General features: G+C 55.3%; 22 protein-coding genes. 7 read left to right on the top strand and 15 right to left on the bottom strand.

From position 1 onward, the window contains the following. The first annotated feature begins 263 nt into the window (after window positions 1–263). The 3 genes from BUQ73_RS08665 (at window position 264) to BUQ73_RS08655 (ending at window position 3,466) form a co-directional block, all read left to right on the top strand. Window positions 264–1,313 carry an NAD(P)-dependent alcohol dehydrogenase gene (locus BUQ73_RS08665; RefSeq protein WP_079227469.1) on the top strand — a complete coding sequence of 350 codons (1,050 nt, stop codon included), beginning with the start codon at window positions 264–266 and terminating at the stop codon, window positions 1,311–1,313. 109 nt (window positions 1,314–1,422) lie between these two features. Then, window positions 1,423–2,658, top strand: coding sequence for an MFS transporter (locus tag BUQ73_RS08660; protein WP_079227468.1), 1,236 nt, complete (start codon window positions 1,423–1,425; stop codon window positions 2,656–2,658). Between the two features lie 34 nt (window positions 2,659–2,692). Next, complete coding sequence (locus BUQ73_RS08655; RefSeq protein ID WP_060486168.1) at window positions 2,693–3,466, top strand: AraC family transcriptional regulator; 774 nt, start codon at window positions 2,693–2,695, stop codon at window positions 3,464–3,466. Here the strand turns inward: BUQ73_RS08655 and BUQ73_RS08650 are convergent. Next, the gene (locus BUQ73_RS08650; protein ID WP_079227467.1) at window positions 3,459–4,352 is read right to left on the bottom strand and encodes a LysR family transcriptional regulator; all 894 of its coding nucleotides are present in this window, start codon (window positions 4,350–4,352) and stop codon (window positions 3,459–3,461) included. The two genes, BUQ73_RS08655 and BUQ73_RS08650, sit on opposite strands and share 8 nt — an antisense overlap. A 115-nt stretch (window positions 4,353–4,467) precedes the next feature. Between BUQ73_RS08650 and BUQ73_RS08645 the strand changes: the two genes are divergently transcribed. After that, the gene (locus tag BUQ73_RS08645; RefSeq protein WP_079227466.1) at window positions 4,468–5,457 is read left to right on the top strand and encodes a zinc-dependent alcohol dehydrogenase family protein; all 990 of its coding nucleotides are present in this window, start codon (window positions 4,468–4,470) and stop codon (window positions 5,455–5,457) included. Between the two features lie 294 nt (window positions 5,458–5,751). Beyond that, a complete protein-coding gene (locus BUQ73_RS08640; protein ID WP_079227465.1) occupies window positions 5,752–5,937 on the top strand; it encodes a hypothetical protein in 186 nt (61 codons plus the stop codon). Between the two features lie 48 nt (window positions 5,938–5,985). Here the strand turns inward: BUQ73_RS08640 and BUQ73_RS08635 are convergent, their stop codons facing one another. Together BUQ73_RS08635 and BUQ73_RS08630 are read right to left on the bottom strand one after the other, a co-directional pair. After that, complete coding sequence (locus tag BUQ73_RS08635) at window positions 5,986–6,366, bottom strand: NUDIX domain-containing protein (RefSeq protein WP_237772757.1); 381 nt, start codon at window positions 6,364–6,366, stop codon at window positions 5,986–5,988. Window positions 6,367–6,495: 129 nt separating this feature from the next. Continuing rightward, a complete protein-coding gene (locus BUQ73_RS08630) occupies window positions 6,496–7,650 on the bottom strand; it encodes an MFS transporter (protein ID WP_079227463.1) in 1,155 nt (384 codons plus the stop codon). 284 nt (window positions 7,651–7,934) lie between these two features. Here BUQ73_RS08630 and BUQ73_RS08625 point away from each other — a divergent pair, with 284 nt between their 5' ends. Further along, window positions 7,935–9,152, top strand: a complete 1,218-nt coding sequence (locus BUQ73_RS08625) for an amidohydrolase family protein (protein WP_079227462.1) — start codon at window positions 7,935–7,937, stop codon at window positions 9,150–9,152. 153 nt (window positions 9,153–9,305) lie between these two features. Here the strand turns inward: BUQ73_RS08625 and BUQ73_RS08620 are convergent, their stop codons facing one another. After that, window positions 9,306–10,184: a LysR substrate-binding domain-containing protein gene (locus tag BUQ73_RS08620; RefSeq protein ID WP_079227461.1), complete on the bottom strand. Its 879-nt coding sequence runs from the start codon at window positions 10,182–10,184 to the stop codon at window positions 9,306–9,308. A gap of 143 nt (window positions 10,185–10,327) precedes the next feature. Here BUQ73_RS08620 and BUQ73_RS08615 point away from each other — a divergent pair, with 143 nt between their 5' ends. Then, entirely contained in the window at window positions 10,328–10,507 is a 180-nt protein-coding gene (locus BUQ73_RS08615) for a hypothetical protein (protein ID WP_079227460.1), read from the top strand. Window positions 10,508–10,525: 18 nt separating this feature from the next. On the opposite strand, the gene BUQ73_RS08610 is transcribed toward BUQ73_RS08615, so the two are convergent. The 11 genes from BUQ73_RS08610 to BUQ73_RS08570 form a co-directional block, all read right to left on the bottom strand. After that, window positions 10,526–11,035 (bottom strand): hypothetical protein, encoded by a 510-nt coding sequence (locus tag BUQ73_RS08610; protein ID WP_152031527.1) that lies wholly within the window; start codon window positions 11,033–11,035, stop codon window positions 10,526–10,528. Window positions 11,036–11,285: 250 nt separating this feature from the next. Further along, a complete protein-coding gene (locus BUQ73_RS08605) occupies window positions 11,286–11,954 on the bottom strand; it encodes a hypothetical protein (RefSeq protein WP_237772756.1) in 669 nt (222 codons plus the stop codon). A 183-nt stretch (window positions 11,955–12,137) separates the two neighbouring features. Next, the gene (locus tag BUQ73_RS08600; RefSeq protein ID WP_152031526.1) at window positions 12,138–12,806 is read right to left on the bottom strand and encodes a tyrosine-type recombinase/integrase; all 669 of its coding nucleotides are present in this window, start codon (window positions 12,804–12,806) and stop codon (window positions 12,138–12,140) included. Between the two features lie 86 nt (window positions 12,807–12,892). Beyond that, entirely contained in the window at window positions 12,893–14,317 is a 1,425-nt protein-coding gene (locus BUQ73_RS08595; RefSeq protein ID WP_079227456.1) for a tyrosine-type recombinase/integrase, read from the bottom strand. Continuing rightward, window positions 14,290–14,799 carry a hypothetical protein gene (locus BUQ73_RS27925; protein ID WP_152031525.1) on the bottom strand — a complete coding sequence of 170 codons (510 nt, stop codon included), beginning with the start codon at window positions 14,797–14,799 and terminating at the stop codon, window positions 14,290–14,292. The genes BUQ73_RS08595 and BUQ73_RS27925 overlap by 28 nt, the downstream gene beginning before the upstream one ends. Window positions 14,800–14,815: 16 nt before the next feature. Next, the gene (locus tag BUQ73_RS08590; protein ID WP_079227455.1) at window positions 14,816–17,134 is read right to left on the bottom strand and encodes a hypothetical protein; all 2,319 of its coding nucleotides are present in this window, start codon (window positions 17,132–17,134) and stop codon (window positions 14,816–14,818) included. A 24-nt stretch (window positions 17,135–17,158) separates the two neighbouring features. Continuing rightward, window positions 17,159–19,441, bottom strand: a complete 2,283-nt coding sequence (locus BUQ73_RS27920; protein WP_152031524.1) for a hypothetical protein — start codon at window positions 19,439–19,441, stop codon at window positions 17,159–17,161. Then, the gene (locus tag BUQ73_RS27915) at window positions 19,434–19,616 is read right to left on the bottom strand and encodes a hypothetical protein (protein WP_152031523.1); all 183 of its coding nucleotides are present in this window, start codon (window positions 19,614–19,616) and stop codon (window positions 19,434–19,436) included. The genes BUQ73_RS27920 and BUQ73_RS27915 overlap by 8 nt, the downstream gene beginning before the upstream one ends. A gap of 91 nt (window positions 19,617–19,707) precedes the next feature. Next, the gene (locus BUQ73_RS08580; protein WP_079227453.1) at window positions 19,708–20,520 is read right to left on the bottom strand and encodes a hypothetical protein; all 813 of its coding nucleotides are present in this window, start codon (window positions 20,518–20,520) and stop codon (window positions 19,708–19,710) included. A gap of 505 nt (window positions 20,521–21,025) precedes the next feature. Further along, a complete protein-coding gene (locus BUQ73_RS08575; protein ID WP_079227452.1) occupies window positions 21,026–21,985 on the bottom strand; it encodes a LysR substrate-binding domain-containing protein in 960 nt (319 codons plus the stop codon). Between the two features lie 162 nt (window positions 21,986–22,147). Continuing rightward, entirely contained in the window at window positions 22,148–22,642 is a 495-nt protein-coding gene (locus tag BUQ73_RS08570; RefSeq protein ID WP_079227451.1) for a hypothetical protein, read from the bottom strand. Window positions 22,643–22,803 lie beyond the last annotated feature (161 nt).

The raw sequence follows: 22,803 nt of genomic DNA, 5'->3' as shown, positions 1-22,803 counted from the left end.
TATTTCCTGGCTGATTGTCGGAATCTGTACCGGCCTCTACGCGGGCAAGCCCGCTCCCACAGGGATCGAACACTACCTGTACAAGCAACTGTCCTGCTCAATCTCCAAGGATTTGCGCAACCCTTGTGGGAGCGGGCTTGCCCGCGAAGAGGCCGGCACAGGCAACAGCAGAATCAGGCAATCCGTCGGCCGGATCGAGTTACCTCTGCACGAGGGTGGTCGGACATGCTGCACATCCCGCCCCCGCAAACGAGGACACCCCCATGCACGTCATTGCCTACGGCGCCCACGCCAGCGACCGCCCTCTTGAGCCGATCCGCATCACCCGCCGCGCCCCCGGCGCCGCCGATGTACAGATCGCCATCGACTACTGCGGTATCTGCCACTCCGACCTGCACCAGGTGCGTTCCGAGTGGGAAGGCACTCAATTTCCCTGCGTGCCCGGCCACGAAATCGTTGGCCGGGTCACGGCCGTCGGTACCGAGGTGACAGGCTTCAAGCCCGGCGACCTGGTCGGCGTGGGCTGCATCGTCGACAGTTGCAAGCACTGCGCCGACTGCGACGCGGGCCTGGAGAACTATTGCAACGGCATGATCGGCACCTACAACTTCCCCACCCCCGACGAACCGGGCTGGACCTTGGGCGGCTACTCGCAGCAGATCGTGGTGCACCAGCGCTACGTACTGCGCGTGCGCCATCCACAAGCCCAGCTGGCAGCCGTGGCCCCGTTGCTGTGCGCCGGCATCACCACCTACTCGCCCCTGCGCCACTGGGGTGCCGGGCCAGGCAAGAAAGTCGGCGTGGTCGGCATCGGTGGCCTCGGCCATATGGGCATCAAGCTGGCCCATGCCATGGGCGCGCACGTGGTCGCCTTCACCACGTCCGAATCCAAGCGCGAAGCTGCCCTGGCACTGGGTGCCGATGAGGTCGTGGTATCGCGCGATACCCAGGCAATGGCCAGGCACCAGTTGTCGTTCGACTTCATCCTCAACACCGTGGCGGCGCCCCACGAGCTGGATGCGTTCCTGGTACTGCTCAAGCGCGACGGCACCCTCGGCCTGGTGGGCGCACCGGCCACGGCACACCCGTCACCGAACGTGTTCAACCTGATCATGAAGCGCCGGGCGATCGCCGGGTCGATGATCGGCGGCATTGCCGAAACCCAGGAGATGCTCGACTTCTGCGCCGAGCACGGGATCGTCGCCGATATCGAACTGATCCGCGCCGATCAGATCAACGAGAGCTACGAGCGCATGCTCAAGGGCGATGTGAAGTATCGCTTCGTGATCGACAACGCCACCCTGGCCGATTGAATGTCCGAAACGCGACAGTGAGTGCCTGTTCGACGTGAGACAGGCATTGCCCGGCTGGATAACCTCCTTCGGGCAATGCCTTGCCATCACTCGAAAAAGAGCCACGCCCATGACGACTCCTGCCGCCACCTCGGCCCCGTCCGCCACCACTGCCGACCAACCCCAGGGCTTCCTGGTCCGTATTGTCGGCGCCGCCGCCTTCGCCCACTTGCTCAACGACCTGATCCAGGCCGTGCTGCCGTCGATCTACCCAATGCTCAAGAGCGACTTCTCGCTGAGTTTCGCCCAGATCGGCTGGATCGCCCTGATCTACCAGGTGACCGCCTCGCTGCTGCAGCCCTGGGTCGGCATGTACACCGACAAGCGCCCCATGCCCTACCTGCTGCCTACCGGCATGCTGTTTACCCTGGTCGGCATCGCCCTGCTCGCCTTCGCCAACAGTTACGAGATGCTGCTGTGCGCCGCTGCCGTGGTCGGCATCGGCTCGGCGACCTTCCACCCGGAAGCCTCGCGGGTGGCGCGCATGGCCTCCGGCGGGCGCTTCGGCACCGCACAGTCGACCTTCCAGGTCGGCGGCAACACAGGTTCGGCAATCGGCCCACTGCTGACCGCCGCCATCGTTATCCCCCACGGTCAGCCAGCCATCGCCTGGTTCATGCTGGCTGCCGGCCTGGCCATCTTCGTTTTGCTGCGTGTCACCGGCTGGACCATCCGCCACGGCCAGACTCAGCTCAAAGGCCTGGCCGGGCAACAGGCGCCTGGGCTGTCGAAAGGCGCCATGTGGCGTGCCGTGGGCGTAATCGCCGTGTTGATGTTTGCCAAGTTCGTCTACATCGCGTCGTTCACCAACTACTTCACCTTCTACCTGATCGAACACTTCGGCCTGAGCGTGCAACAAAGCCAGCTGTACCTCTTCGTGTTCCTCGCCGCAGTGGCCCTGGGCACCTTTGCCGGTGGGCCAGTGGGTGACCGCATCGGGCGCAAGGCGGTGATCTGGATCTCCTTCCTCGGCGTAGCCCCGTTCGCCCTTGCCCTGCCCTACGCCAACCTGGCCTGGACCGCCGTACTGGCAGTGGCCATCGGCCTGGTGATGTCATCGGCCTTCGCTGCGCTGGTGGTGTACGCCCAAGAGGCGGTGCCCGGCCGCGTCGGCATGGTGTCGGGGGTAATGTTCGGCCTGATGTTCGGCATCAGCGGCATCGGCGCTGCGGGCCTTGGCGAACTGGCCGACCTGCATGGCATCGAGTGGGTGTACCAGGTGATCTCGTTCCTGCCGCTGCTGGGCCTTGCCACCGCACTGCTGCCGGCAACCCGCTCGAAGGCGCGCCCTACCCGCTGCTGCTAAGATGGCCGCGCTTGTCGGACTGTACGAGAGCATCATGGTCAAACCCCAGCACGAATTGCTGACAGAGGTCGATGAATGGACCTGGGAGGTGGGCAGCCGGGCAACCGACTACCCGCCGGACTGGTTCATCGCCCCCCACTCGCATGCCAAGCATCAGCTGATCTACGCCATCAAGGGCCTGATGCTGGTCGAATCCGAGGCCGAACGCTGGACCGTGCCCCCCAGCCGCGGCATCTGGATGCCCTGCGGGCAGGTGCATGCCATTCGCTGCGTCGGTGACGTGAAGATGCGCAGCGTGTTCGTGCGCCCCGATGCGGCAGCTGGCCTGCCGCAGCAGAGCAAGGCCATCAGTATTTCGCCGCTGCTCAGCGAACTGATCAAGGCATCGGTCGACTTCGCGGGGCCTTTTGTCGAGGATTCGCGTGAGGCGCGGGTCATGCGCCTGATCCTCGATGAGATCTGCGTGCTGCCGACCCTGCCGCTGAAGCTGCTGCATCCCAGCGACGCACGCCTGCGGGCTATCTGCTCGGCCTTGCACGAGCGGCCACACGATACCTCGACCCTGGCAGACTGGGGTGCACACCTGGGCATCGACGAGAAGACCATCCAGCGCTTGTTCCGCAAGGAAACCGGCATGACCTTCGGCCAATGGCGCCAGCAGGCGCGGCTGATGCAGGCACTGGAGCGCATCGCCCTGGGCCAGCGCATCATCGATGTGGCAGGCACGCTGGGCTATGACAGCCCCAGCGCGTTCGCCAGCATGTTCAAGCGCCAGTTCGGTATCACGCCAAGCCAGTTCTTCAAGTGACCTGAACACCGAACGCTGCACGCGCGAAGTCCAGGAAACTGCGCAGCTTGGGGGTCAGGCGGCGATCGTGCGCGTAAAGCACATGCATCGGTGAAGCCGGCGAGTGATACAACGGCAACACCCTGACCAGGGTGCCATCGCGCAGGGCATCCTGCACCAGTTCCAGCGGTTGCAACATCACGCCCAACCCAGCCACGGCCGCCGCCAGCAGCGGGTCGCCTTGATTGATGGTCAATCTGCTTGTAATCGGCACCTCGAAACGCCCGCCCGGCCCCTCGAAAACCCAGCTCGAACGGCCATCGGCATAAGCGAAGTTCAGGCATTCGTGCTGCGCCAGGTCCAGCGGATGCTGGATTGCAGGGCGCCTCGCCAGGTAGGCAGGCGCAGCGCAAAGTACCGATTGATAGGGCGCCAGCGGCATGGCCTTGAGCCCGCTGTCGGCCAGCTCACCCACGCGAAATACCGCGTCGTAGCTGCCGTTGACCAGGTCGACCAGGTCGTTGGACAGCACCAGTTCCACCGATACTTGCGGGTAGCGCACCATGTATTCCAGCAGACGCGGCGATAGCGCGCGCATGCCGAAGGTGACCGGGGCATTGATGCGCAGCCGGCCGCTGGGCGTGCCACGGGTGACCGCGGCCAGGCTTTCGGCGGCCTCGACATCGTTGAGGATGAGCTTGGCGCGCTCATAGTAGGCGCGCCCGAAGTCGGTCAGGCTCTGCCGGCGGGTCGTGCGGTTGAGCAGCGACAGGCCCAGGTGCTGTTCGAGCAGCTTGACCTGCTTGCCGACCAGTTGCGGCGACAGGCGCAGGTCGTCGGCGGCGGCGCTGAACGAACCCAGTTCCACCGCCTTGACGAAGGTGGCCATCTGCGTGAGGCGGTCCATTACAAACATCCTGTTTCCAGTGTTACGCCATCCTAGGCCTTTTTCAGCCCGCCCCCAATGCCTAGATTGGTGCCTGTCACAGGGCACACCTGCCCCAACCAGCCTAGAGGTGAACATGTCTCGGATTGTCAGATTCCATGAATACGGCGACGCCAGCGTCCTGCAACTTGAAACCCTGGAAGTACCCGCACCTGCGGCGGACGAGGTACAGATCGCGGTCAAAGCCATCGGCCTGAACCGTGCGGAGGTGATGTTCCGCAGCAACCACTACCTGCAACAGGCCGAGTTCCCCAGCCGCCTGGGCTATGAAGCGGCAGGCGATGTGCTGGCCATGGGCAGCGCGGTCAGCGGCTTCGCTGTGGGCGATGCGGTCAGCCTGATTCCGCCACTGGACATCGCCCGCTGGGGCACCTATGGCGAGGTCATCAACGTCCCCGCCTACCTGACCGTGAAACACCCGGCCAACCTGTCGTATGAGCAGGCAGCTGCTTCGTGGATGCAGTATGTGACCGCCTGGGGAGCGCTGGTCGACCAGGCCAGGCTGAGCCAGGGCGACTTCGTACTGGTCACCGCCGCTTCCAGCAGCGTCGGCCTGGCCGCCTTCCAGATCGCGCGCAAGGTCGGCGCCACGGCCATAGCCATCACGCGTGGCCGCGCCAAGGCACAGGCGCTGCTGGAGGCTGGCGCGGCCCATGTGATCGTCAGCGACGAAGAGGACATCGTCACGCGGGTCATGGCACTTACAGACGGGCAAGGCGCCCGCGTGGTCTTCGACCCGGTTGGCGGGCCGGCTTTCGAGGCACTGACCGCCAGCATGGCACGCGGCGGCATCCTGCTGGAGTACGGCGCACTGAGCAGCGAGCCAACCCCCTTCCCGTTGTTCACCGTGCTGGGCAAAAGCCTGACCCTCAAAGGCTACCTGTATGCCGAGATCGTCAGCGACCCGGCAGCGCTGGCGCGGGCCAAGGCGTTCATTGTCGATGGCCTGGCCAGCGGCGAACTGGAGCCGATCATTGCCCGCACGTTCCCGCTGGACGAGATCCAGGCTGCGCATCGCTACCTGGAAGCCAACCAGCAAGTCGGCAAGGTGCTGGTGACGGTCTGACAATTGCTACATAAGGTTTCAGCCACGGGCGAAATCTCCGTGGCTGCATTGCCCTTGCGTGTGAACCGGGTGCAGCCCCGCAATCCTCAGCAAATCCGGGCATCCGAAGGATGTTTGATGTACATGACTTGAAACAGCTAGCAGGGTGATTTGTAGGACGTTTCACTTGAGCTATGTAGGCAGAATCGTGGTATCGGCCTTTTCCTGTATGAAACCTCAGTTTCCGCAGGATTTTATGGCTGTTACGGTCCGTTTTTCCTACAACGGCACGGACGCCAATGGCATGAGAGAAACATGGATCAATACAATAAAGCCGGCCTGGCCTTGCAGAAGAATTTGCTCAACCTGCGCCGCGAGCGGGACCGCTTGAGGGCCGAAGGCGAACACGAGGAAGCCGAGCGGCTGGCGCGTGAAATTGCGCGGATCGAATCTGTAGTGGCTGCATTGCCCGCGGCGGCCAAACCGCCGACGCTGCAGTAGAAAGGCAAACGCCCCGTCAGCGCGGGGCGTTCTTGCCAGGGCGCCGGCTCAAGCGCAGCGCTTGAGGATGGTCTTGATCGGGCGCCTCACCCGGCGCTTCGATACCGCCTTTGGCTTGATCCAGCGGCAGGCCTCGATTTCGTTGCAAGGGCGCGGCTTGGCTGCGGCCTTGCGGGCCTCAAACAGGTAGTGGATGACCTTCTCCTCCCTGAACTCGGCGATGTAGCGCAGTTCGTCGAACGCCAGGCCGGTTTCTTCGGCCATCTCGCGGTGCGCCGCCTCCAACGGCGTTTCATCACGCTCCACCGTACCGCCAGGCAAGTTCCATTTGGCATTGCGCTTGCGTACGAACAGCACCTCGCCATCCCTGCGGTAGATCACCGTGGCGCGAAGCTTGATACCTTTGCGTCTGGCTGTTGCAGTGTCCATTGCCTTCATGCGCGCGCGTTCCCATCAGGTTGGCCGGGCTGGAGCCGTGCAAGGCTCCTGTCCCGACTGTAGGGGGGTAATGTGTCGATTGAATGACCATCACCCGCACGGGCTGGTTCAGACTGCAGTTCAGATCGCTGCCTTGCGGCGCAGTTCCCTGCTGCCCGCCCCCAGGCAGGTCACGGCAAAGGCGATCACCAGCGCCCCGGTGCCCAGCAGGAAGATCAGTTGCTGGTTGGAGCCCTCCACCAACAGGGCGATCAGCGCCGGTGTCACCGCCGCCGCGCCCATCAGGGTAATGCTGACCAGCGGCGTGAGCTTGCCGGTCGGGTCGTTGGTGGTGATCAGCGCCATGTAGTACGACAACGACAGCACCCAGCCAAAGTTGATCAGCAGCAGCGCCACAAACAGCTGCATTGGCGTGCGGGTGTGGCCAGTGAGCATGGCAATGGAGATGAACACCGCAATCAGCCCCAGCGCGATCATCAGCTGGCGGTTGACCCGCGCCCCCAGCAGGCTCGGCAGCCCGGCCCCAGGCAAGCCACCAATGGCCGACAGGCCAAACGCCCAGCCGATATCGACAGCGTCGATGCCCTGGTCACGCGCCAGCTGGTCGATGAAGCCCCACACGCAATAGATGGCGATCTGCATGAACAGCATGCCCACCAGCGCCGTGCGCCCCGTGCGCGCCGAGCCGCCTTGGGCCGACGAGCCCTCGCCGCTTGCCAGCGACACCGTCGGGCGACGAGGCAACACCAGGCTCGCGCCGCAGATCAGCAGGTACCACAGGCCGAACGCGCACAACGCGGTCACCGTCCCGCTCTGTGCAGCGAGCAACGGCAACGCTGCGGAAAACAGCGAATACTCTGGCGTCTGCAGGAGCAGCATCAAGCCGAACGAACGGTCCTGGTTGGGCAAACGGCCCAGCGTCGAGACCGCATAGGCATACACCAGCCCCGCACAGGTGCCGGCTGCCAGGCGCACGACCAGCAACAGTGTGTTGCTGCTGGCGAAGGCCGTGGCGATGCTCAGCGCCACGCACAGCGCGCCAAACCACAGGCACAGGCTGCGCCCGCCGTGGCGCTTCATTAGGATCGGGCACAGCAAAGTGCCCAGGGTCATGCCGATCATCTCGACCGACACCACCCAGCCCTGCTGGTCGAGTGACAGGCTCAGTTGCTCGGTGACCAAGCCCATGAAAATGGGTTGCACACCACAGACGATGAATGAAGTACAGGCAATGAAAATCAAGGCGGCACGCAGCAGCTTGGAATCATTGATCATGGGAGGACTCCGACACGGCATTTGTTTTTATTGTGGGTGTTGACCCGCACCGAAAGCGCCGTAGCAGGCGGCCGGGCCGGTCACGAGGGCCATCCTGGGCCGAGATCGAAGGCTTTGAAAGTTAATTATCGGAATCGACTTCAGTGGACTTTTTAATGCAGGCCAGCGGCCCTTGCCTGCATCAAGAAACGCACTGTGGTCGATCCTGATAATTAATTTGTGAGGGGGCTGGATCCTCCCTACCGTATGACGCTACCCAAGCCTCGGAAAAAAAGGCCCCCATCATGAACGACCGTGAGTTCATCAATGCCATCGATGCCGATGGCCAGCCCCTGAACATCGCCGTGCGCAACGGCCGCATCAGCCACATCGGCCCGCAGCGCGCTGGCATCGCCGCGGGTGAAACCATCGACCTCGAAGGCCTGCTGGTGCTGCCCGGTTTCGTCGACGGCCACATCCATCTGGACAAGAGTTTCGTCGGCGACCGCTGGCGCCCGCACCAGCCGGTTGCCAGCCTGCGCGAACGGCTGGCCGTGGAAAAGCGCGAGCTCGCCAGCGCCCCGCCGATCGTCGAGCGCGCCGATGCGCTGATGCGCCAGGCCGCCTCCTTCGGCACCTTGGCCATGCGCTGCCACGTGGACGTCGACGCCACCACCGGCCTGACCAACCTGCACGCCATGCTCGAGGCCCGTGAAAAATGGAAAGACCTGATCGACATCGAGCTGGTGGCCTTTCCGCAGGCCGGGGTGGTGACCTGCCCTGGCACCGCTGAAGTGATGGAAGCCGCCGTACGTGAAGGCGTGCAGGTAGTCGGCGGCATCGACCCGACCACCCTGGACGGCGATGCCGAAGCTCAGCTTGATATCGTTTTCGGCATTGCCGACCGGCATGGCGTAAAGGCCGACATCCACCTGCACGAACCAGGCGACATCTGCATCGCCCAGCTCGAACGCATCGCCACCCGCACCCAGGCGCTGGGCATGCAAGGCTTGGTGGCGGTCAGCCACGCTTATGGCCTGGGCGACGTCAGCGACGCGGTGGTCGACCGCTGCGCTGAAGTGCTGGCCCGTGCCGGCGTGTCGATCATGACCAATGCCCCCGGCGAACACGCCTTCCCGCCCGTGCTGCGCCTGCGCGCCGGTGGCGTGCGGGTGTTCACCGGTAACGACAACATCCAGGACGCCTGGTGGCCCTATGGCAACGGCGACATGCTGCAACGGGCGATGCTGGTCAGCTACCGCTCCGGCTTTAATACCGACGAAGAACTGCGGGTAGCACTGGAGATGGCGACCGTGGCCAGTGCTGGGGTAATGGGCAAGCAGGATTACGGGCTGCAGGTGGGTAACGAAGCCAGCTTCGTGCTGTTCAAGGCACCCAATGCGGCCGCGGCCGTGGCCGCAGCCATCCACGAACGGTTGATCGTGCGCCATGGCGCGTTTTGGGGCGGGCCTGCACAGCTGCAACTGAAGGCTGCGCAGTTCGCCAACGAACTGCGTCGTTAATCGGCTCGCTAACGCGAGCTCTTGTAGGAGCGGCCTTGTGTCGCGAAAGGGCTGCGCAGCAGCCCCTGTAATTCATGCATGTGCACTGAAATCTTGGGGCTGCTGCGCAGCCCTTTCGCGACACAAGGCCGCTCCTACACTAAACGCGGGCTCTTACTCGGCTTCGGCGTGCAGGATGCCAATCAGGATCTCGGCCAATTCCTTGACCATCGGGTCCGCCGTGGGCCGATGGAAGATCGCCGCCTCGAACACCCGAATCGGCTTGAACCCCTCCTCTGCCCCGAGCACCCGATGCCCAGGCGTCACCACCCGCGACGGCAACAGGCTGACGCCCAAGCCATTGGCCACCGCCGCCTGGATGCCCGCCAGGCTTGAACTGGTGAAGCCAATGCGCCAACTACGGCCCATGGCCTCGACCGCGCTGATCATGTCATCGCGGTACAGGCCACGCGGCGGAAAGGTCACCAGCGGGATCGGGTCCTGGGCAAAGCTCGGGTACTGCGCGCTGTCGATCCACTCGATACGCTCCGGCTGGCAGGCATTGGCCTCGCGGCTGTGGCGCCGCTGCTTGACCAGCACCAGGTCCAGTTCGCCCCTGTCGTAGGTGCTCATCAGGTCACGGCTCAGGCCGCCGGTGATCTCCAGCTTGACCGTCGGGTTGAGCCGGTTGAACGCTGCCAGCGCCTGCATCGCCTTGCCCGCGACAAAATCGTCCGGCAGGCCGATACGCACCGTGACCGATACCCCACCCGACATCGCTTCGCTCAGCTGGTTGCTCACCGTGAGCAGATGCCGCGCATAGCGCAACAGGGTTTCACCGGCGTCGGTCGGGTGCACCTCGCGGTTGCTGCGATCAAGCAGCTGATGGCCGACCATTTCCTCCAGCCTGCGCACCTTCTGGCTGACCGTGGATTGGGTGGAATGCAGGCGTGCGGCGGCAGTGGTGAAGCTGCCACAGTCGGCCACCATGACCACGGCGCGGAGCATGTCCAGGTCATAGATGGCGCGGTTGGATTTGGTGCTGTCGGTCATTGGCAAGGGTCGGCTTTCGAGTGGGGCTGGGTGCATGATGCCTGAAGCTGCGGCACGGGGAAGCGCTTATTGGCGTCTGTTGTCACGGGGCAAGCCCAGTGCAGTAGACTTGGGCCTTTCTTTGCCCCTCCCTGGAAGACCTGATGAACAAACTGATCCTACCTGTGGCCATCTTTGTAAGCGTGATCCTCGCAGGGAAACTGGCCGAGCATTTTGCGCTTCAGGGCAGCTGGAAAATCGGCGTGCTGTGCCTGGTGGCAGCCTGCGTGCAGATCGTGGTTACCCGTATCCAGCGCTCGCAGCGGCAGAAAGCGCAACGCTAAGGCGCCACGGGGCAGCGCTTACTGGATTCGCTTGAGCTTTTCGAGCATGGCGGCGCTGCCTTTGAGGTAGCCGGTGACCTCGCCATCTTCCCGCTTGAATTTGATGCCCATCACTTTGTTATCCAGCTTTACCAGCTCGACCGATGCCCGGATAACTTCATGCGGATGCGTGACGGTGGCGGGAGCTTTGCCGTTCTGGGTGGATACCTCGCTGACGGTTTGCTCGAACACATTGCGTTCAGCGTCATACGACCACGACGACTGCTGTACTATTTTTTGCATTGAGTTTTTGTCAGTGACGATCAGAAAGTCGGTTGCCGACCCATCCGCCCTGAGCAGCAACAGCGCCAGCGCCTGGGAGGTGCCGTCATCGGCGTTGGAGTACCAGAGGCCGTACAAGTCACTTCTGTTGTACGTGGGGCTTGTGATCTGAGTTTCGCCAGGCGGCTTACCCGCGCCCGTTGTCGTACAGGCAGCGACCACCAACGGGGCGAGCAATGCGACTGCCAGATTGAGGTACTTTCTCATCTCTCTCCCGATGGATTTTCCAAGACCTGGACATTTTGTGGGGAATACCAGTTTAGGGGAGGAAATGGTCAAAATGCTCTACCCTTCTCTTCCCTAGAAACCCCAAAGGCAGTAGACGTCCAAGCACATTCAGAATCCCTCCCCTCAATGTCTCCGGGATGGTGCGATGGGATTGATCAGTGCCGTGAAGGCCTGTGAATCGAGAGCCCAGGGTGACCCAAAGCCAATCGAGTCATAGCTGTCCCCAGCTTCAGTCCTCGATGTGCATGCGACACAGATCCAGTCCGCTTTGCCCTTCAGGGTACCTTGGGCTTTCCCGGCATAGCTCTGACCAAGAGTCTAAAGGTCGTGGACGATAATCGGGATGCCCCTCGGTGCGTTCACCACGCGCAGAAGCCCAGAAGTATTTTGCGTGATGCTTGTAGACTCTGCTGGCTTCGGATAAGTCGAAGGCTACACCTTGAACCGAACTCAACAGCAGGCGCACGATTTCGAGATTGTCTTGATAGAACTCCTCGATCTCGTCATCTGTAGCCCAAACAGGCCCTTCACCACCCTCGCCTTGCTGCTCCGGCATCTCCGCCATCACTACTGCTAGCGGTGCATCAGGCAGTTGCCGGTGCGCCAGCCGCTCGTGACGTAAGGTCTTCAGTTTCTTCAAAACCACAGAGGCTGAGCCGCCCTCACTGTATTTGCTGATCAAGGTCAGTACCAGATCTCGTGTTGGTGTGAGTGCGTCCCTAACAGGAGCGGGTTCGGACACGAAGCGAGGGCTCAAGCGCCCAGCCCTGTACAGAACCAGGGCATAGAAGAATTTCGCGTCTCGAAGACGATCCGCGATCAGGCTCATTCTCACAGCTTGTTTGTTGCTATCCCATAGGCGTGTCAGTGCCAGTAGTAATTCTCGACGCAACGACATCCGAATGATCTGAAAGGCATGTGCCGCATATGAGGTGCCGATACGATCACGAAGGCCGGTAACGACACTCAGTCGCAGCGAAAAGTAGGGGAATCTTGGTCTACCTGATTTCAATGAGGGCGCCACCGGGGCGTTCAACAGCCACGCGGCGCCCACATCAGGAACAGCTTCAGCGCTTCGTGATCAATCCGAAGGAGGGCAACCATCGTCACCGATCAATGTCAGATAATGTTCAAGGGTGCTGATGCGGGTGTGTCCCGTCATCCATTGAAGTGCCTCAGCGAAAGCGTGGGACTGCGCCATTGTCGCACCACTGCCATGACTCCGTTTGATGGCCGCGCAAGCATTAAGCAGAAACCTGGACCTGAGCATCCGAGTGTTAATTGGTTTTTGTAAACCCGCAGCGAGACTCAATTCGCGCAAGATCGCTGCCAGCGATCCGGCTGTAAGCTGCTTGCCTGTCTTGGTGCTGATAAGCAGAAAACCGTGATCATCACCGTGCATGCCTTTGATGCAAGATGAACGAGTTGTATGAATATAGCGTGCCCACCGGATGACAGTAGATTGAGGAACAGGTACGCTCCGTTTACCCGTAGTACTCGCATCATGACGGATTTTACTCGTTTGTGGGCTAGGAAATGGAATCATAACCATCTGGCCATGGTCAGCAGCCTTAAGTGCGTTCATTACTTCAGCCGCAGTTAGGTTGAGCGCTTCCTCCAGATTTGCGCCCGTGTGTACGAACACCGAAAGCACCATTTCATTTCGATCCTGCGTTTCCTCAGTACCTATGGAGGCAGCAGCTTTATAAAGCTTGTTGAGAGAAGTTTCGTCGATTGCATAGCTGTTCATAAAAACCTCGCAAAAGTCAAAGATATAGAACAACGGCACATCTACAACACAGCATATTCTCAGGACCGGAATCTATTCGTGAACAATTATGATTGAAAATCATCGTTTGTAGACAACGACGCCTTCCAAGCATCACTGAACAAGTCACCCAGGCCACTTTCTATGGTTCGTCGAAATTGTTTTTGATATTCATAAGCTGTAATCTCTCCGCTATCCAACTTCTGTTTTATGCCGTTGAGCACCCGACTGACGGCTCGAAATGCTTCGGCTTGTAAAGCATGCTCTACGATAGGACCTAATTCAGATAGCTCATCACATGCAAGATGTATGTATCGTTCAAGAGACTCGATCCTGGCATGGCCAGTCCACTGCTTGAGCTTTTCGTAAAATCCGCTGAAGTCAGCCAAAGCCCTTTTAAAGTTATCTTGATTTTCAAAATCAAACTCCAGCATTATTGATTTCAACTTGTTCGTAATGAATCGGTGGCGAAACATGTGTGGATGCGCACGTTCCGGGAGATTTGCCGCTGCTCGCAACTCCTGCACGATCTTTGAAATTGTCGTACTGGCTAATCGTCTTCCGGTTTTAACATTTATGAAGAGATAACCATCATCGACCACCCCCTTCTCAATCATACACACTAGTCTCGTAGAATCCACGTAATCCATCCATTGCTGAAGATAGATTCTTGGCACAGGAACATATCGGAAATGGTTGGATCCACGCTTGAGAGTAGGCATTTTGATTTTCGGACACGGCTCACTACTCTCTAGAGCAGCAATTAGTTCAGCAACAAGGAGATTATTACCCTCCTCCCTGCGAGCACCAGTATGCTCATACACTGAAAGAATTATTCTGTTACGCTGCTGAGTTTCATAATTCCCCATAGTATCCGCCGCGTCATACAACTTTTTAAGTGATAAATCTCCGATCGGATGACGATAATTGTCTGGCCGAGGATTGGGGAAGTGAAAGTGATACCAACGCAGACGCCCAGCAAACTTTTTCTTGTATTTAGGGACTTCATGCTTTTGATAGGCTCTGATTGTACCTTTAGGGGAGACAAAGCTCGGACGGTGATGAAATTCACCCATGTAATTTAGAAAATCAAGACACGTTGAGCCTATCGCTCGGATGCGGTTAGGCTGTCGAGTGGCGCTCCCATCAGGATTTCTGCCTACATTGAGCCCATCAATGAAACTCATAAACCGTGAATTTGTCATCTCCATGGCGCAAATACGATTACTATGCAAGTACCGTACAAGAGGTGATAAATCAGCGGCAATTTGGGTATAGGTTCCGCCGTTCTCGCCAACTAAGGAATATCTTCGCTCAAGGAGCAGTGATGCAAGATATGCATTAAACTCGAAGCAGTAGCGCCCATCAGGAAAAAACAACACGGGGAAGCCGCTAGCGCTGTTGAAAAGTGCGTGACTATTTCCTAGAGGTGCATGTGTCGCAAGCTTTGAGCCCTTAGGTATGTTTAAATAGCACTTTTTGGCTCTATCCATAACCGACCCACTCCACCTTCATAGATTATCTCAACCTCTCGCATCTCACGAAGCCACCATTTCTTACGATCTCTAATTCCTTCATCGGTAGCAAGGTGCTCTGATATCAATCTCAGTTTGTAAACAACAATTTCCATCTGGCAAAAATCCCTCGACATGGTCTTTAGCTGTTGCTTCAGCAGCGCTATCTCAGATACATAATCTCGGCGACTTCTCTGAGCTTTTTTAGGTTTCTGAGCTGCAAGCTGTAAAAGCTTGGCTCTGGCACTGATTCGCAGATTATTTATTCCATCAAAACCAATAACAAGACGAGATGCGGAACTTCTGAACGTGGCCATCGCGCATGCCCGAATACCGAGTTGCGGATTGCTGTATTCGGCTAGACTCCGCTGCGTCGCTAGAATCGACAACCACTCCTTATCATCAACGTACGCCTGAGGAGAGTTATTGATACTCTTCAGCAATTCGTGAAGCTTTAACATTGACTGCCTCGATCGATCAGCGTGCATGAGGAACCTCCGCGAGCTTCAAGACCAGGTTGAAGCGATTTTCTTGGGAGCCATCTTTGGCAGTAACAACAAAAAAATCAGGTGTGAGGTCAACCTCATGAGACTCCAGCATTTTGATCACTTCATTCAGGCATGTTTGTTGATCGACCAGCTCAGCCAGAGAAACATTGGACTTTCTCAACCCCTTCTTAACCAGAGGCTCGTAGGACTTCTCAATTTCCTTCAGTGAGCGCGCTACAAAGTCGCTCGCTGAATATTTTGCAATTATCTTTTGCTTGAGAAAATCAAGACCCTCAATACTGTCCTCACCATCAAACATGCAATCAACGATCACTTCTGCCTTCGCGGAATCAAGCACCGCACCTGGCGTACTTTCCGTAATGTAGGTGTAGACATGCTCAACATCTGAATGACCAAGTAAGTGGCGTAGCGCCTCGATATTACCTCCTGATGAGTGATAAAAAGCCAATGCTATGAACCTACGTAGCTGATGCTGGCGCAAATAGTATCTTTTTTCGACACCGTGTATATTCACAGTCTGGCTTTCAAAATAATCACACGCGATATCGAAAGCTTGATTATACGACCAAACCTTGATAGGAACTGGTTTAACTTTACGCTGATCAATCCAAAGCAAGAGGTGGTCCTTGACAGAAATAAGCTTATGAACTTCACATTTACGTCGAAACTCCATCACATCCCAGATAAACTTAGCCATTGGGAGCGTAATGCCAACACTCAAGGTTCTATGGTGAGTTCTATTACCAGTTTTTCGAGCAGAATATATCAAGCAGTAATTTAGACTTGCATTCACAGGAAGGTAAGGATCAGCAGCCGGCTCTAAACATTTGGTCGGATGTAGCTCGATGATTTCAGATTGCCTACGTGCTGCTAAGCTACCAATAATTATTAAGAACGTGCCTATCAACACTTGGTAACAGCACAACAGATATTTATTATTTCGAACATCTTCATAAAATCCCTGGAAATTCTCAGAGTGCAGTTCCAAGCACCACCGACTGACTCCCATGGTTTTCAGATTGTCGGGCAAAGCTATTCTGGAAAAAACATCTTCTACCTGCCTCATCTTTGAACCAGAAATAAAAACATGATCATTGACGGCCAGCATTAGTGCCAGCACGGCATCAAATATTGCATGACAATTGTCAATGAAGTATTGAAATGAATTTCCTAGCATGTACATAAGTACCGAGTAAGGCACGGTAACAAAGCGGCCCAAATATTTTTTCTCAGACAACTCAAAAATTTGCGCAGCATCAATTTTTTCAAACCCATTTGTCGAAATGCCTTGAACTCCGTAACACGCCTCTACAATTGGAATCTTTTGGATAGTGGTCACGTAACGCCGCAAATGGTCCAGCGTTAGCCCGGGAGCAGGCTCGGCTGTGACAGGTACTCCGGCAAACTCCCTCACCAGCGAATCCTCAAGGTTAAGCTCAGGAATAACTCTCGGCATAAGCGCAGGCCCATGCAGAGTATTTTTATACTCCAAGGTGATGAAAACGCGTGGGTTGAACCGCTTACCGCCTGGATAGAGGTCATACCAACCATTCAGTGCAATAATCGTTCGCACCCTAATAAGGTCAGCATCATTAAAATCGAGCACTCTATCTTCGAGAGGAGGTAGGTTTTCGATCAACGGAAATTTTCTAATAGCCTCTATTACGTCCTGATCTGTTACCTCAGCTAGCTTTGATTTAAACCAGGCCGTCAATCGAGCTGGGTACTCATAAAGGTAGTCGGATACCGGCGTGGCAATGTTTTTGAGCAAAAAACTTCTTATGCTGCTTACAGATACCATTCCCAAGCCATTATTTCCAATGTCAAAATGCGCCCTGTCATTCAGCAAGACGTGGTCAATGGTATGTAGTCCTCGGTTGAACTTGAGCAATTCGTAGAGAGGTCGCTTACGCGATCCGCCATTGAATCGCTCTTGCACCTGGACGCTAAGAAAGAGCTTGAACCACGTAAGAATTTCGGTGTTTTTGGGGTCAATCAGAGAGGTGCCGTTAGCCAACAGCACGTCAAAATTTACCAACTTTTTGACTGAGTACCCATCTGCCTCCCCGAAATAACAGGACCAGACTGTTGAGTGAAAATTCGTCCCGTCGATAAGCCAGTCAGGTGCATCAACACTAATGTCGCCAATCGCGCCTATGTGGACTAACGCGCTGACGGCATCGAGCATTTCAGAAAAAGGCAGCGACAAAGCTGTATTGAGTTTTTCAGGTAAGAATTCAGTATCTTCCGGAGAGGATTTTTTGCGTTCAGGAATTGAGTCACTCATGCGCACCTCATCTGCAATATATTGTTAAGACATCGTCATAACGGGAGTTAAAACCTTGATAAGCGCTTCTGAATATCTAGCTGAATTCAGAATTGCAAGAGATTCACCGGAATACACACGGATTTGACCTGATTCATGAAGTCCACATGACATTTGCAAATATCTCCCGGTCCTCCACCAATGCTGACCAGTTTCAGTCACTTTAAAACCTTTAGCCTTAAGGCGGTCTACAGCAGCCAAACAAGACAAAACAAATGTGCAGTATTCAGCGGTAATCGGGAACACGACCTGACTGTGCTCAGACTTCTGAGTAACATTAATTTCAGGCAGTCCGTAGGTACCGACCATAAGATATTTAGGAAGCGGCTTGAGATCATGATGTTTGAGAAACTCTTGCAACTCGTGTTCAGTACTGATTCCCATTGCCTCGTGCATGCACGGACGCCCGGCAACAGCTTTGAACGTAATCGCCGTTTGAAAAATTCTGATCCATCTATTGAGAAAGAAACAAAGTAATTGGGCAGGCAAGTATTTTTCAAGAGTCTTCCTGTTGAGCGTTTTGTGACCCAAAGCCTCGGCCATGTCTCTCAAACGGCCAGTCTCAAAGTAAATTTTGAGAGCAGCAGTTGTCCTCATCGCCTTTAGTGTTATGCGGTCGAAAAATTCTTCACCATCCGGTCTCCCCTTGAGCTTTCGCAGCAATATCTTTCGCAGAAGGGATTGAGCATATGTCTGGTCGTTCATAGGCGGAATACATTGCTTTTTCCGCATGGGCTTACTAAAACCGTTTCCAGTTAAGAACAAGTAACGATAGTCATCATCACCAGACTCACGAAGGTAATCGCGGGCCTGTTGAGTCAAAAGTAAGATCTCATCAAATAATTGTCTAGACTTATCATTTAAGTAGATCGGTTGCTGCGCTGATTTATAGCCCCTCCTTCGCTTGATACTATCAGCAATTTTTTTATCATTCTCAAAGCCTCTGAGGTTGCCATGCTTGTCGTAAAGTTCGAAATTGACTAGCCACGACGCCGTAATCGAAGGATCCTCTGCAACTAATAGATAAAAAAATGGCAGAAGCGTCGAATTAGACAATAGTGCAAGCTCAGGGGGGCACGCTTTCCGGAGCGCGTATAGATTTCTTTTACTCCACCGATCTCGCGCATGATAATTGTGTTCTTCCCAGGTCCTGCATCGATTTTCCAGTTTCGCACGCTTCTCAGTGCCATCATTTTCAGTACACACAGTGCCTTGGCTGGCCAGATGTATCCTATTCCAATATGCCGCAAGAATTTCTGCTCTTGCCTCTTCACATGCACATTTGACCAGATTCAAATCTTCATTGATGCTTTGGTAAATACGATTTGCTGCGGCCTCATCTTGGATGATGATCGGTATTGGCGTCAGTACACCGAAGGAGTCCACCGCCTCAAGCTCATCCTTTGGCAAACTCGATCGAGAAACAGGATTTTTAATTTTTCCTTTTGGAATCGGATAAAGAGGCTCCGCAACCAATCCCTCACCGATGAAGTAACCGTAAATTTCAACCCAGGCCCTACGCCACTTGGACTCAAATGCCTCTGCAACGTTTTCACCTGGGTGACTCGTTTGATACTGTACTAGCATTACACCTTTCACAGCTTCAAAAATTTTATTCACACTTAGGGGTGATTCCAAATGCTTCAAGTGCTCCTCTTTGGTAATTAGGGTCAACATTGCATGAACAATGTCAACGATAATGGTGCGTTTTTGCTTGAACGTCGATGCGTCCATTGTTTTTGCGTAACGCTTCAAAGCTCTATGAAAGCGACGCACCGTCTTTATCCCGTGAATTCGGTGAAGCTCTCTGAAGTCTGCCCATACCTCGACTTCATCAAGTGTTATCACGGGCCAGCCGGCGTAGTACTCCAACAAATGTGGGTCACGCTTTAATCTGAGATAAGCTTGACGACTTCGTTCGCTTTCCGCGAGTATATCCGTCAATGTGCTGTAATCGTATTCAGAGCCCAGCGCCACCTGCACTCTGCAAAATGACCTAAAAATATTATCGTGATTATCTGACGAACCATTGACCTCTACTAGCAAAAAACCCCTGAATTCAATCGCAGTGTTAATCAAAAATTGCTTATCACTGCCAATACCTGCCACCCTCATAAAACAGGAGAATAAACAACAAGCAACTTTATGGGCTGATTCATAGGCTTGACTGGTTTTAGGAATCGCCTCCAACATTCTTCGTTCTAGATCGGCACCGTATTCCGTCAATGGATACTTTGAAATCTGCCCACTTGATATCATGTTATTCACGATGATAACTCGAATTCAATGCGACAGGAGTATTTCCAAGGTTGCCTTTGCGCGAATGCTTCCTGATCACTGTTATCCTAGCTTCTTCACATGCTTTCTTGACGACTTCAAGATCCTGTAAAATTTCCTGATAAATTTTTTGAGATTCACCAATCGACTTTTGATCAATAATCATCTTTCAACTCCCGTTCCAGTTTATAGGCAAAGGGACAGCGCTTGGATGAACTTAAGTTACCCAACTCATTGTTGCCTTTTTGGATACGACCTTAGCTGAACCTTTTTCCTTTAATGCTATCACGCAAAAAAATTTTAGCCGTGCGACCACTCAACGGGAAACTCAATATTTTTATGAAGCCATATCCCATATAGAGGTCATTTATCAGCCTCATAGCCTCATAGAACTGACTTTCACTCCGGCGATTAAAGTGCTCGCAATGATAATAGCTCCAATGCCTTTCAAGCACTAAATTTAACTTGCCTTCAAAACCATCTTTAAGCTCAGCCTTGCTACTGAAAATCTCAGCCAAAATTCTATTCACGACAAGCAGTGCATCAATTTTAAACTTGGCTGTTTTTGGATCTATGCCGCTTACATAATCAATAATCGCCTGATGAACCTCAGTGCAAAATTCGCTTCCAAAGGTTTTATATAGGGGCAAGAGATTAATGTGTTGACCGGCCACTCCTAGGTTCGGAACGGACCATCCGCTGTAGTACTTAAGCCGCTCCTCTGAGAGAGTGAGTTCACTCCATATGCTGGTTTCATCAGCCTCACCGGATGCATGGGGCAATCCCGCGATTCGCCTGACTTGCTCAAGCCTGTTGCATGCCGACCTGATCAGATCGACATCTTCATCTGTGTAACGCAACATAAAGCTCTCATAAACCAACAACTCTTCTGGGTGTGAACCGGCTATCAACCCCAAGGAATCTAAGACGACGGGATATGTCACACTCAGCCGACGATCGATCTTCTCGGCATAACCAGAATGTGGCGGTCTGATACTAGTCATTATTTCACTAAACACTTGGGGCATCTGCTTCTCGCAGAGTGAAAAAAGAGTATGTACTTTGAGCATACATCCCATCCTTCGTCGCGTTCCCAATGAACGTGATAAAAGAATTAGCGCATACCCTTTGCGAGCGCAACTCTTCCCTTATCGCCTCCTAAACTTAGCCCAGCACAAAAAATGCACTCATGAAAATGACATTGACATAAGATCAGCAGAACAAAAAATTGCCGTTACAGAAATCCTCTTTTGCCAGACTTCATGTCATTGACATTTATGAGATTAACAATCCGTTATAGCAACAGAATATTCAATCCACATACAGAATCATGTTCACAAATTGCTATTTTGTTAGGTTTTTTACAGACTTGTTTCAAGAACGCTACCCGACGAATGGTTGTCAGCGTATTGGTTTGGAATCGTACCTAACAATTACGCAAGGGCAATGAGTTGCCATCCGCCATCCAGCGGTGCACTGAGCGTTGACGTACAAGCATGGCTAAGGATTACTTCAAATTTTTGAGAATCAGTGCAGATTGGCGTGGCAGTGACGCACCGTAACAGGCCGCACTTATCATAAAGGTGGCTGCCGCCGCGGAGGAGTCTTCCCAGCCGCAATGCAGGCCTCGCGATCCGCTTCAGCATTAGCACCAAGCTCTTCAGCAAGAAGATCAATGAGCCCGCGCACTGATGGAAGCAGTCCCCGTTTAGATGGATAGACGGCATGGATGAGCCCGCTAGGAGGTCGGTACGCCGGCAGGACCTCCACGAGCAAGCCTGCCTCTAGATCATGTCTCACCATAACCTCAGGCATCTGTACGACACCTACGCCCTGGACCGCAGCGCGGTGGAGCGCGTCTAGGTCAGCCGTGACAAACCGTGGTGAGTGAGGAACCTCTACTCGATCCCCGGAGGGATCGATAAAGGCCCAGCGGTGGTCGCGGTTGGCTGGAGCCAGGTCCATGCTCGGTAGACCGATCAGATCACCTGGTACCTCTAGTTCGACCCCTTCGATAAGGGAAGGCTTTGCCACAAGCTTCTGGTAGCTCTCGCCAAAGACTTTGAGGAACAGGTTCTCGTCCTGGAGCGGTGGAAAGCGCACCCGTAGGGCAATGTCGAAACCCTCACCGACAACATCAACCCGTCTGTTGGTGCTCTCGACCTGGATCTGAACCTTCGGGTGAGCAACCATGAACTTCGCCATGGCATCACTCACGCCCATGGCGCCTAACGCCGGCGGGCAGCTGACTCGAATGAGACCGTGGGGCTCCGATCTGGACTGCTCGATAACCTTCTCCGCCGCGTCCGCTTCAATGAGCATGGCAACACAGTGGCGGTAGTAGTCCTGGCCAATTTCGGTGACGGTGAACTTGCGGGTTGAACGCTGGATGAGGCGTACGCCAAGCCGCTCCTCAAGCGCCAAAACCCGGCGGCTAAGCTTTGATTTTGGGATTCCGATCTTTCGTGCGGCCGCGGCAAAGCCCTTGTGTTCAACCACCTGGGCGAAGAAGTACAGTTCGTTGAAGTCAAACACGGGGCGATCCGCTCGCTAAGGACATCCCGCATTATCGCAGGGAACCACAGGCGTGTCCTAAAGCGGCGGTCTTGAGGCAAGCTTCGGCAGAGCGGTTACGGGTTACTCAGTGGTCCGGCTCGAACGCTCCGGCTGAGTGCGCTGAGCTTGTCGGTATCCACCTTACTCATATCGCCGGAAGCCGTATGGATTTTTGAACGTTTCCTCCATCCACGCTAACCAGACACAGCAGGCAAGCGATGTAGAGATCATCAGGCACATCCTGATGATCGCCTCTGCGCTAATCGTCTCAGGCTCTGAGGTCGCCCAGACCAGAATAAAACCAAGCATCGCACCTAATGCCGCGCGGAGCGCCATCAGGAAGCTTCCGCCGATATCCGCGAAAAAACTCTGGGTTTTACGTACGCCCATGTGGTGAGAAGGCGAGCGGAGCCGAGTCCGGAAACTGAAGCCTGTGAAAATCACGCAGACAACCATCAGTATCGCGTAATACGTCATCAAAGCTGGTGCCGCGAGCAGCGCATTCACGGCGTTCCTCAGCTCGGTAACAGTTGCGCTGCTGAGTACCGTCGGGATCCCCCCCATAAAGGTAGCGTAGGTAATCTCACGCATTACCCTGCGCGGGACAAACACCCTTTCTTGAGCCTTAACCAACATCCTTGACCCTCCATCGAGCCTTACGAGAACTACAGATTCACGCCGAATCACTACTGACATCACCCTTCACAGCTGTCTACCAACGAGATCCGTAGGGATCCGTTGCTACAGCCGCTGGGTCACCCATGGTAGCGCATGGCCACCAACTGCAACTCGGCGGG

The sequence above is a fragment of the Pseudomonas putida genome (assembly GCF_002025705.1).
GTDB lineage: Bacteria > Pseudomonadota > Gammaproteobacteria > Pseudomonadales > Pseudomonadaceae > Aquipseudomonas > Aquipseudomonas putida_J.
This window is presented reverse-complemented; position numbering and strand designations above follow the sequence as displayed.

What these genes read in the sequence shown, in the direction of transcription:
- BUQ73_RS08645 (WP_079227466.1), top strand. Translation starts at nt 4,468, where the DNA reads ATGTCTCGGATTGTCAGATTCCATGAATACGGCGACGCCAGCGTCCTG.
- BUQ73_RS08660 (WP_079227468.1), top strand. Translation starts at nt 1,423, where the DNA reads ATGACGACTCCTGCCGCCACCTCGGCCCCGTCCGCCACCACTGCCGAC.
- BUQ73_RS08580 (WP_079227453.1), bottom strand. Translation starts at nt 20,520, where the DNA reads ATGCTCAAAGTACATACTCTTTTTTCACTCTGCGAGAAGCAGATGCCC.
- BUQ73_RS08570 (WP_079227451.1), bottom strand. Translation starts at nt 22,642, where the DNA reads ATGTTGGTTAAGGCTCAAGAAAGGGTGTTTGTCCCGCGCAGGGTAATG.
- BUQ73_RS08625 (WP_079227462.1), top strand. Translation starts at nt 7,935, where the DNA reads ATGAACGACCGTGAGTTCATCAATGCCATCGATGCCGATGGCCAGCCC.
- BUQ73_RS08665 (WP_079227469.1), top strand. Translation starts at nt 264, where the DNA reads ATGCACGTCATTGCCTACGGCGCCCACGCCAGCGACCGCCCTCTTGAG.
- BUQ73_RS08630 (WP_079227463.1), bottom strand. Translation starts at nt 7,650, where the DNA reads ATGATCAATGATTCCAAGCTGCTGCGTGCCGCCTTGATTTTCATTGCC.
- BUQ73_RS08600 (WP_152031526.1), bottom strand. Translation starts at nt 12,806, where the DNA reads ATGAACAGCTATGCAATCGACGAAACTTCTCTCAACAAGCTTTATAAA.
- BUQ73_RS08640 (WP_079227465.1), top strand. Translation starts at nt 5,752, where the DNA reads ATGGATCAATACAATAAAGCCGGCCTGGCCTTGCAGAAGAATTTGCTC.
- BUQ73_RS08595 (WP_079227456.1), bottom strand. Translation starts at nt 14,317, where the DNA reads ATGGATAGAGCCAAAAAGTGCTATTTAAACATACCTAAGGGCTCAAAG.
- BUQ73_RS08635 (WP_237772757.1), bottom strand. Translation starts at nt 6,366, where the DNA reads ATGGACACTGCAACAGCCAGACGCAAAGGTATCAAGCTTCGCGCCACG.
- BUQ73_RS27925 (WP_152031525.1), bottom strand. Translation starts at nt 14,799, where the DNA reads ATGTTAAAGCTTCACGAATTGCTGAAGAGTATCAATAACTCTCCTCAG.
- BUQ73_RS08655 (WP_060486168.1), top strand. Translation starts at nt 2,693, where the DNA reads ATGGTCAAACCCCAGCACGAATTGCTGACAGAGGTCGATGAATGGACC.
- BUQ73_RS08590 (WP_079227455.1), bottom strand. Translation starts at nt 17,134, where the DNA reads ATGAGTGACTCAATTCCTGAACGCAAAAAATCCTCTCCGGAAGATACT.
- BUQ73_RS08620 (WP_079227461.1), bottom strand. Translation starts at nt 10,184, where the DNA reads ATGACCGACAGCACCAAATCCAACCGCGCCATCTATGACCTGGACATG.
- BUQ73_RS08610 (WP_152031527.1), bottom strand. Translation starts at nt 11,035, where the DNA reads ATGAGAAAGTACCTCAATCTGGCAGTCGCATTGCTCGCCCCGTTGGTG.
- BUQ73_RS27915 (WP_152031523.1), bottom strand. Translation starts at nt 19,616, where the DNA reads ATGATTATTGATCAAAAGTCGATTGGTGAATCTCAAAAAATTTATCAG.
- BUQ73_RS08615 (WP_079227460.1), top strand. Translation starts at nt 10,328, where the DNA reads ATGAACAAACTGATCCTACCTGTGGCCATCTTTGTAAGCGTGATCCTC.
- BUQ73_RS08650 (WP_079227467.1), bottom strand. Translation starts at nt 4,352, where the DNA reads ATGGACCGCCTCACGCAGATGGCCACCTTCGTCAAGGCGGTGGAACTG.
- BUQ73_RS08605 (WP_237772756.1), bottom strand. Translation starts at nt 11,954, where the DNA reads ATGTCGTTGCGTCGAGAATTACTACTGGCACTGACACGCCTATGGGAT.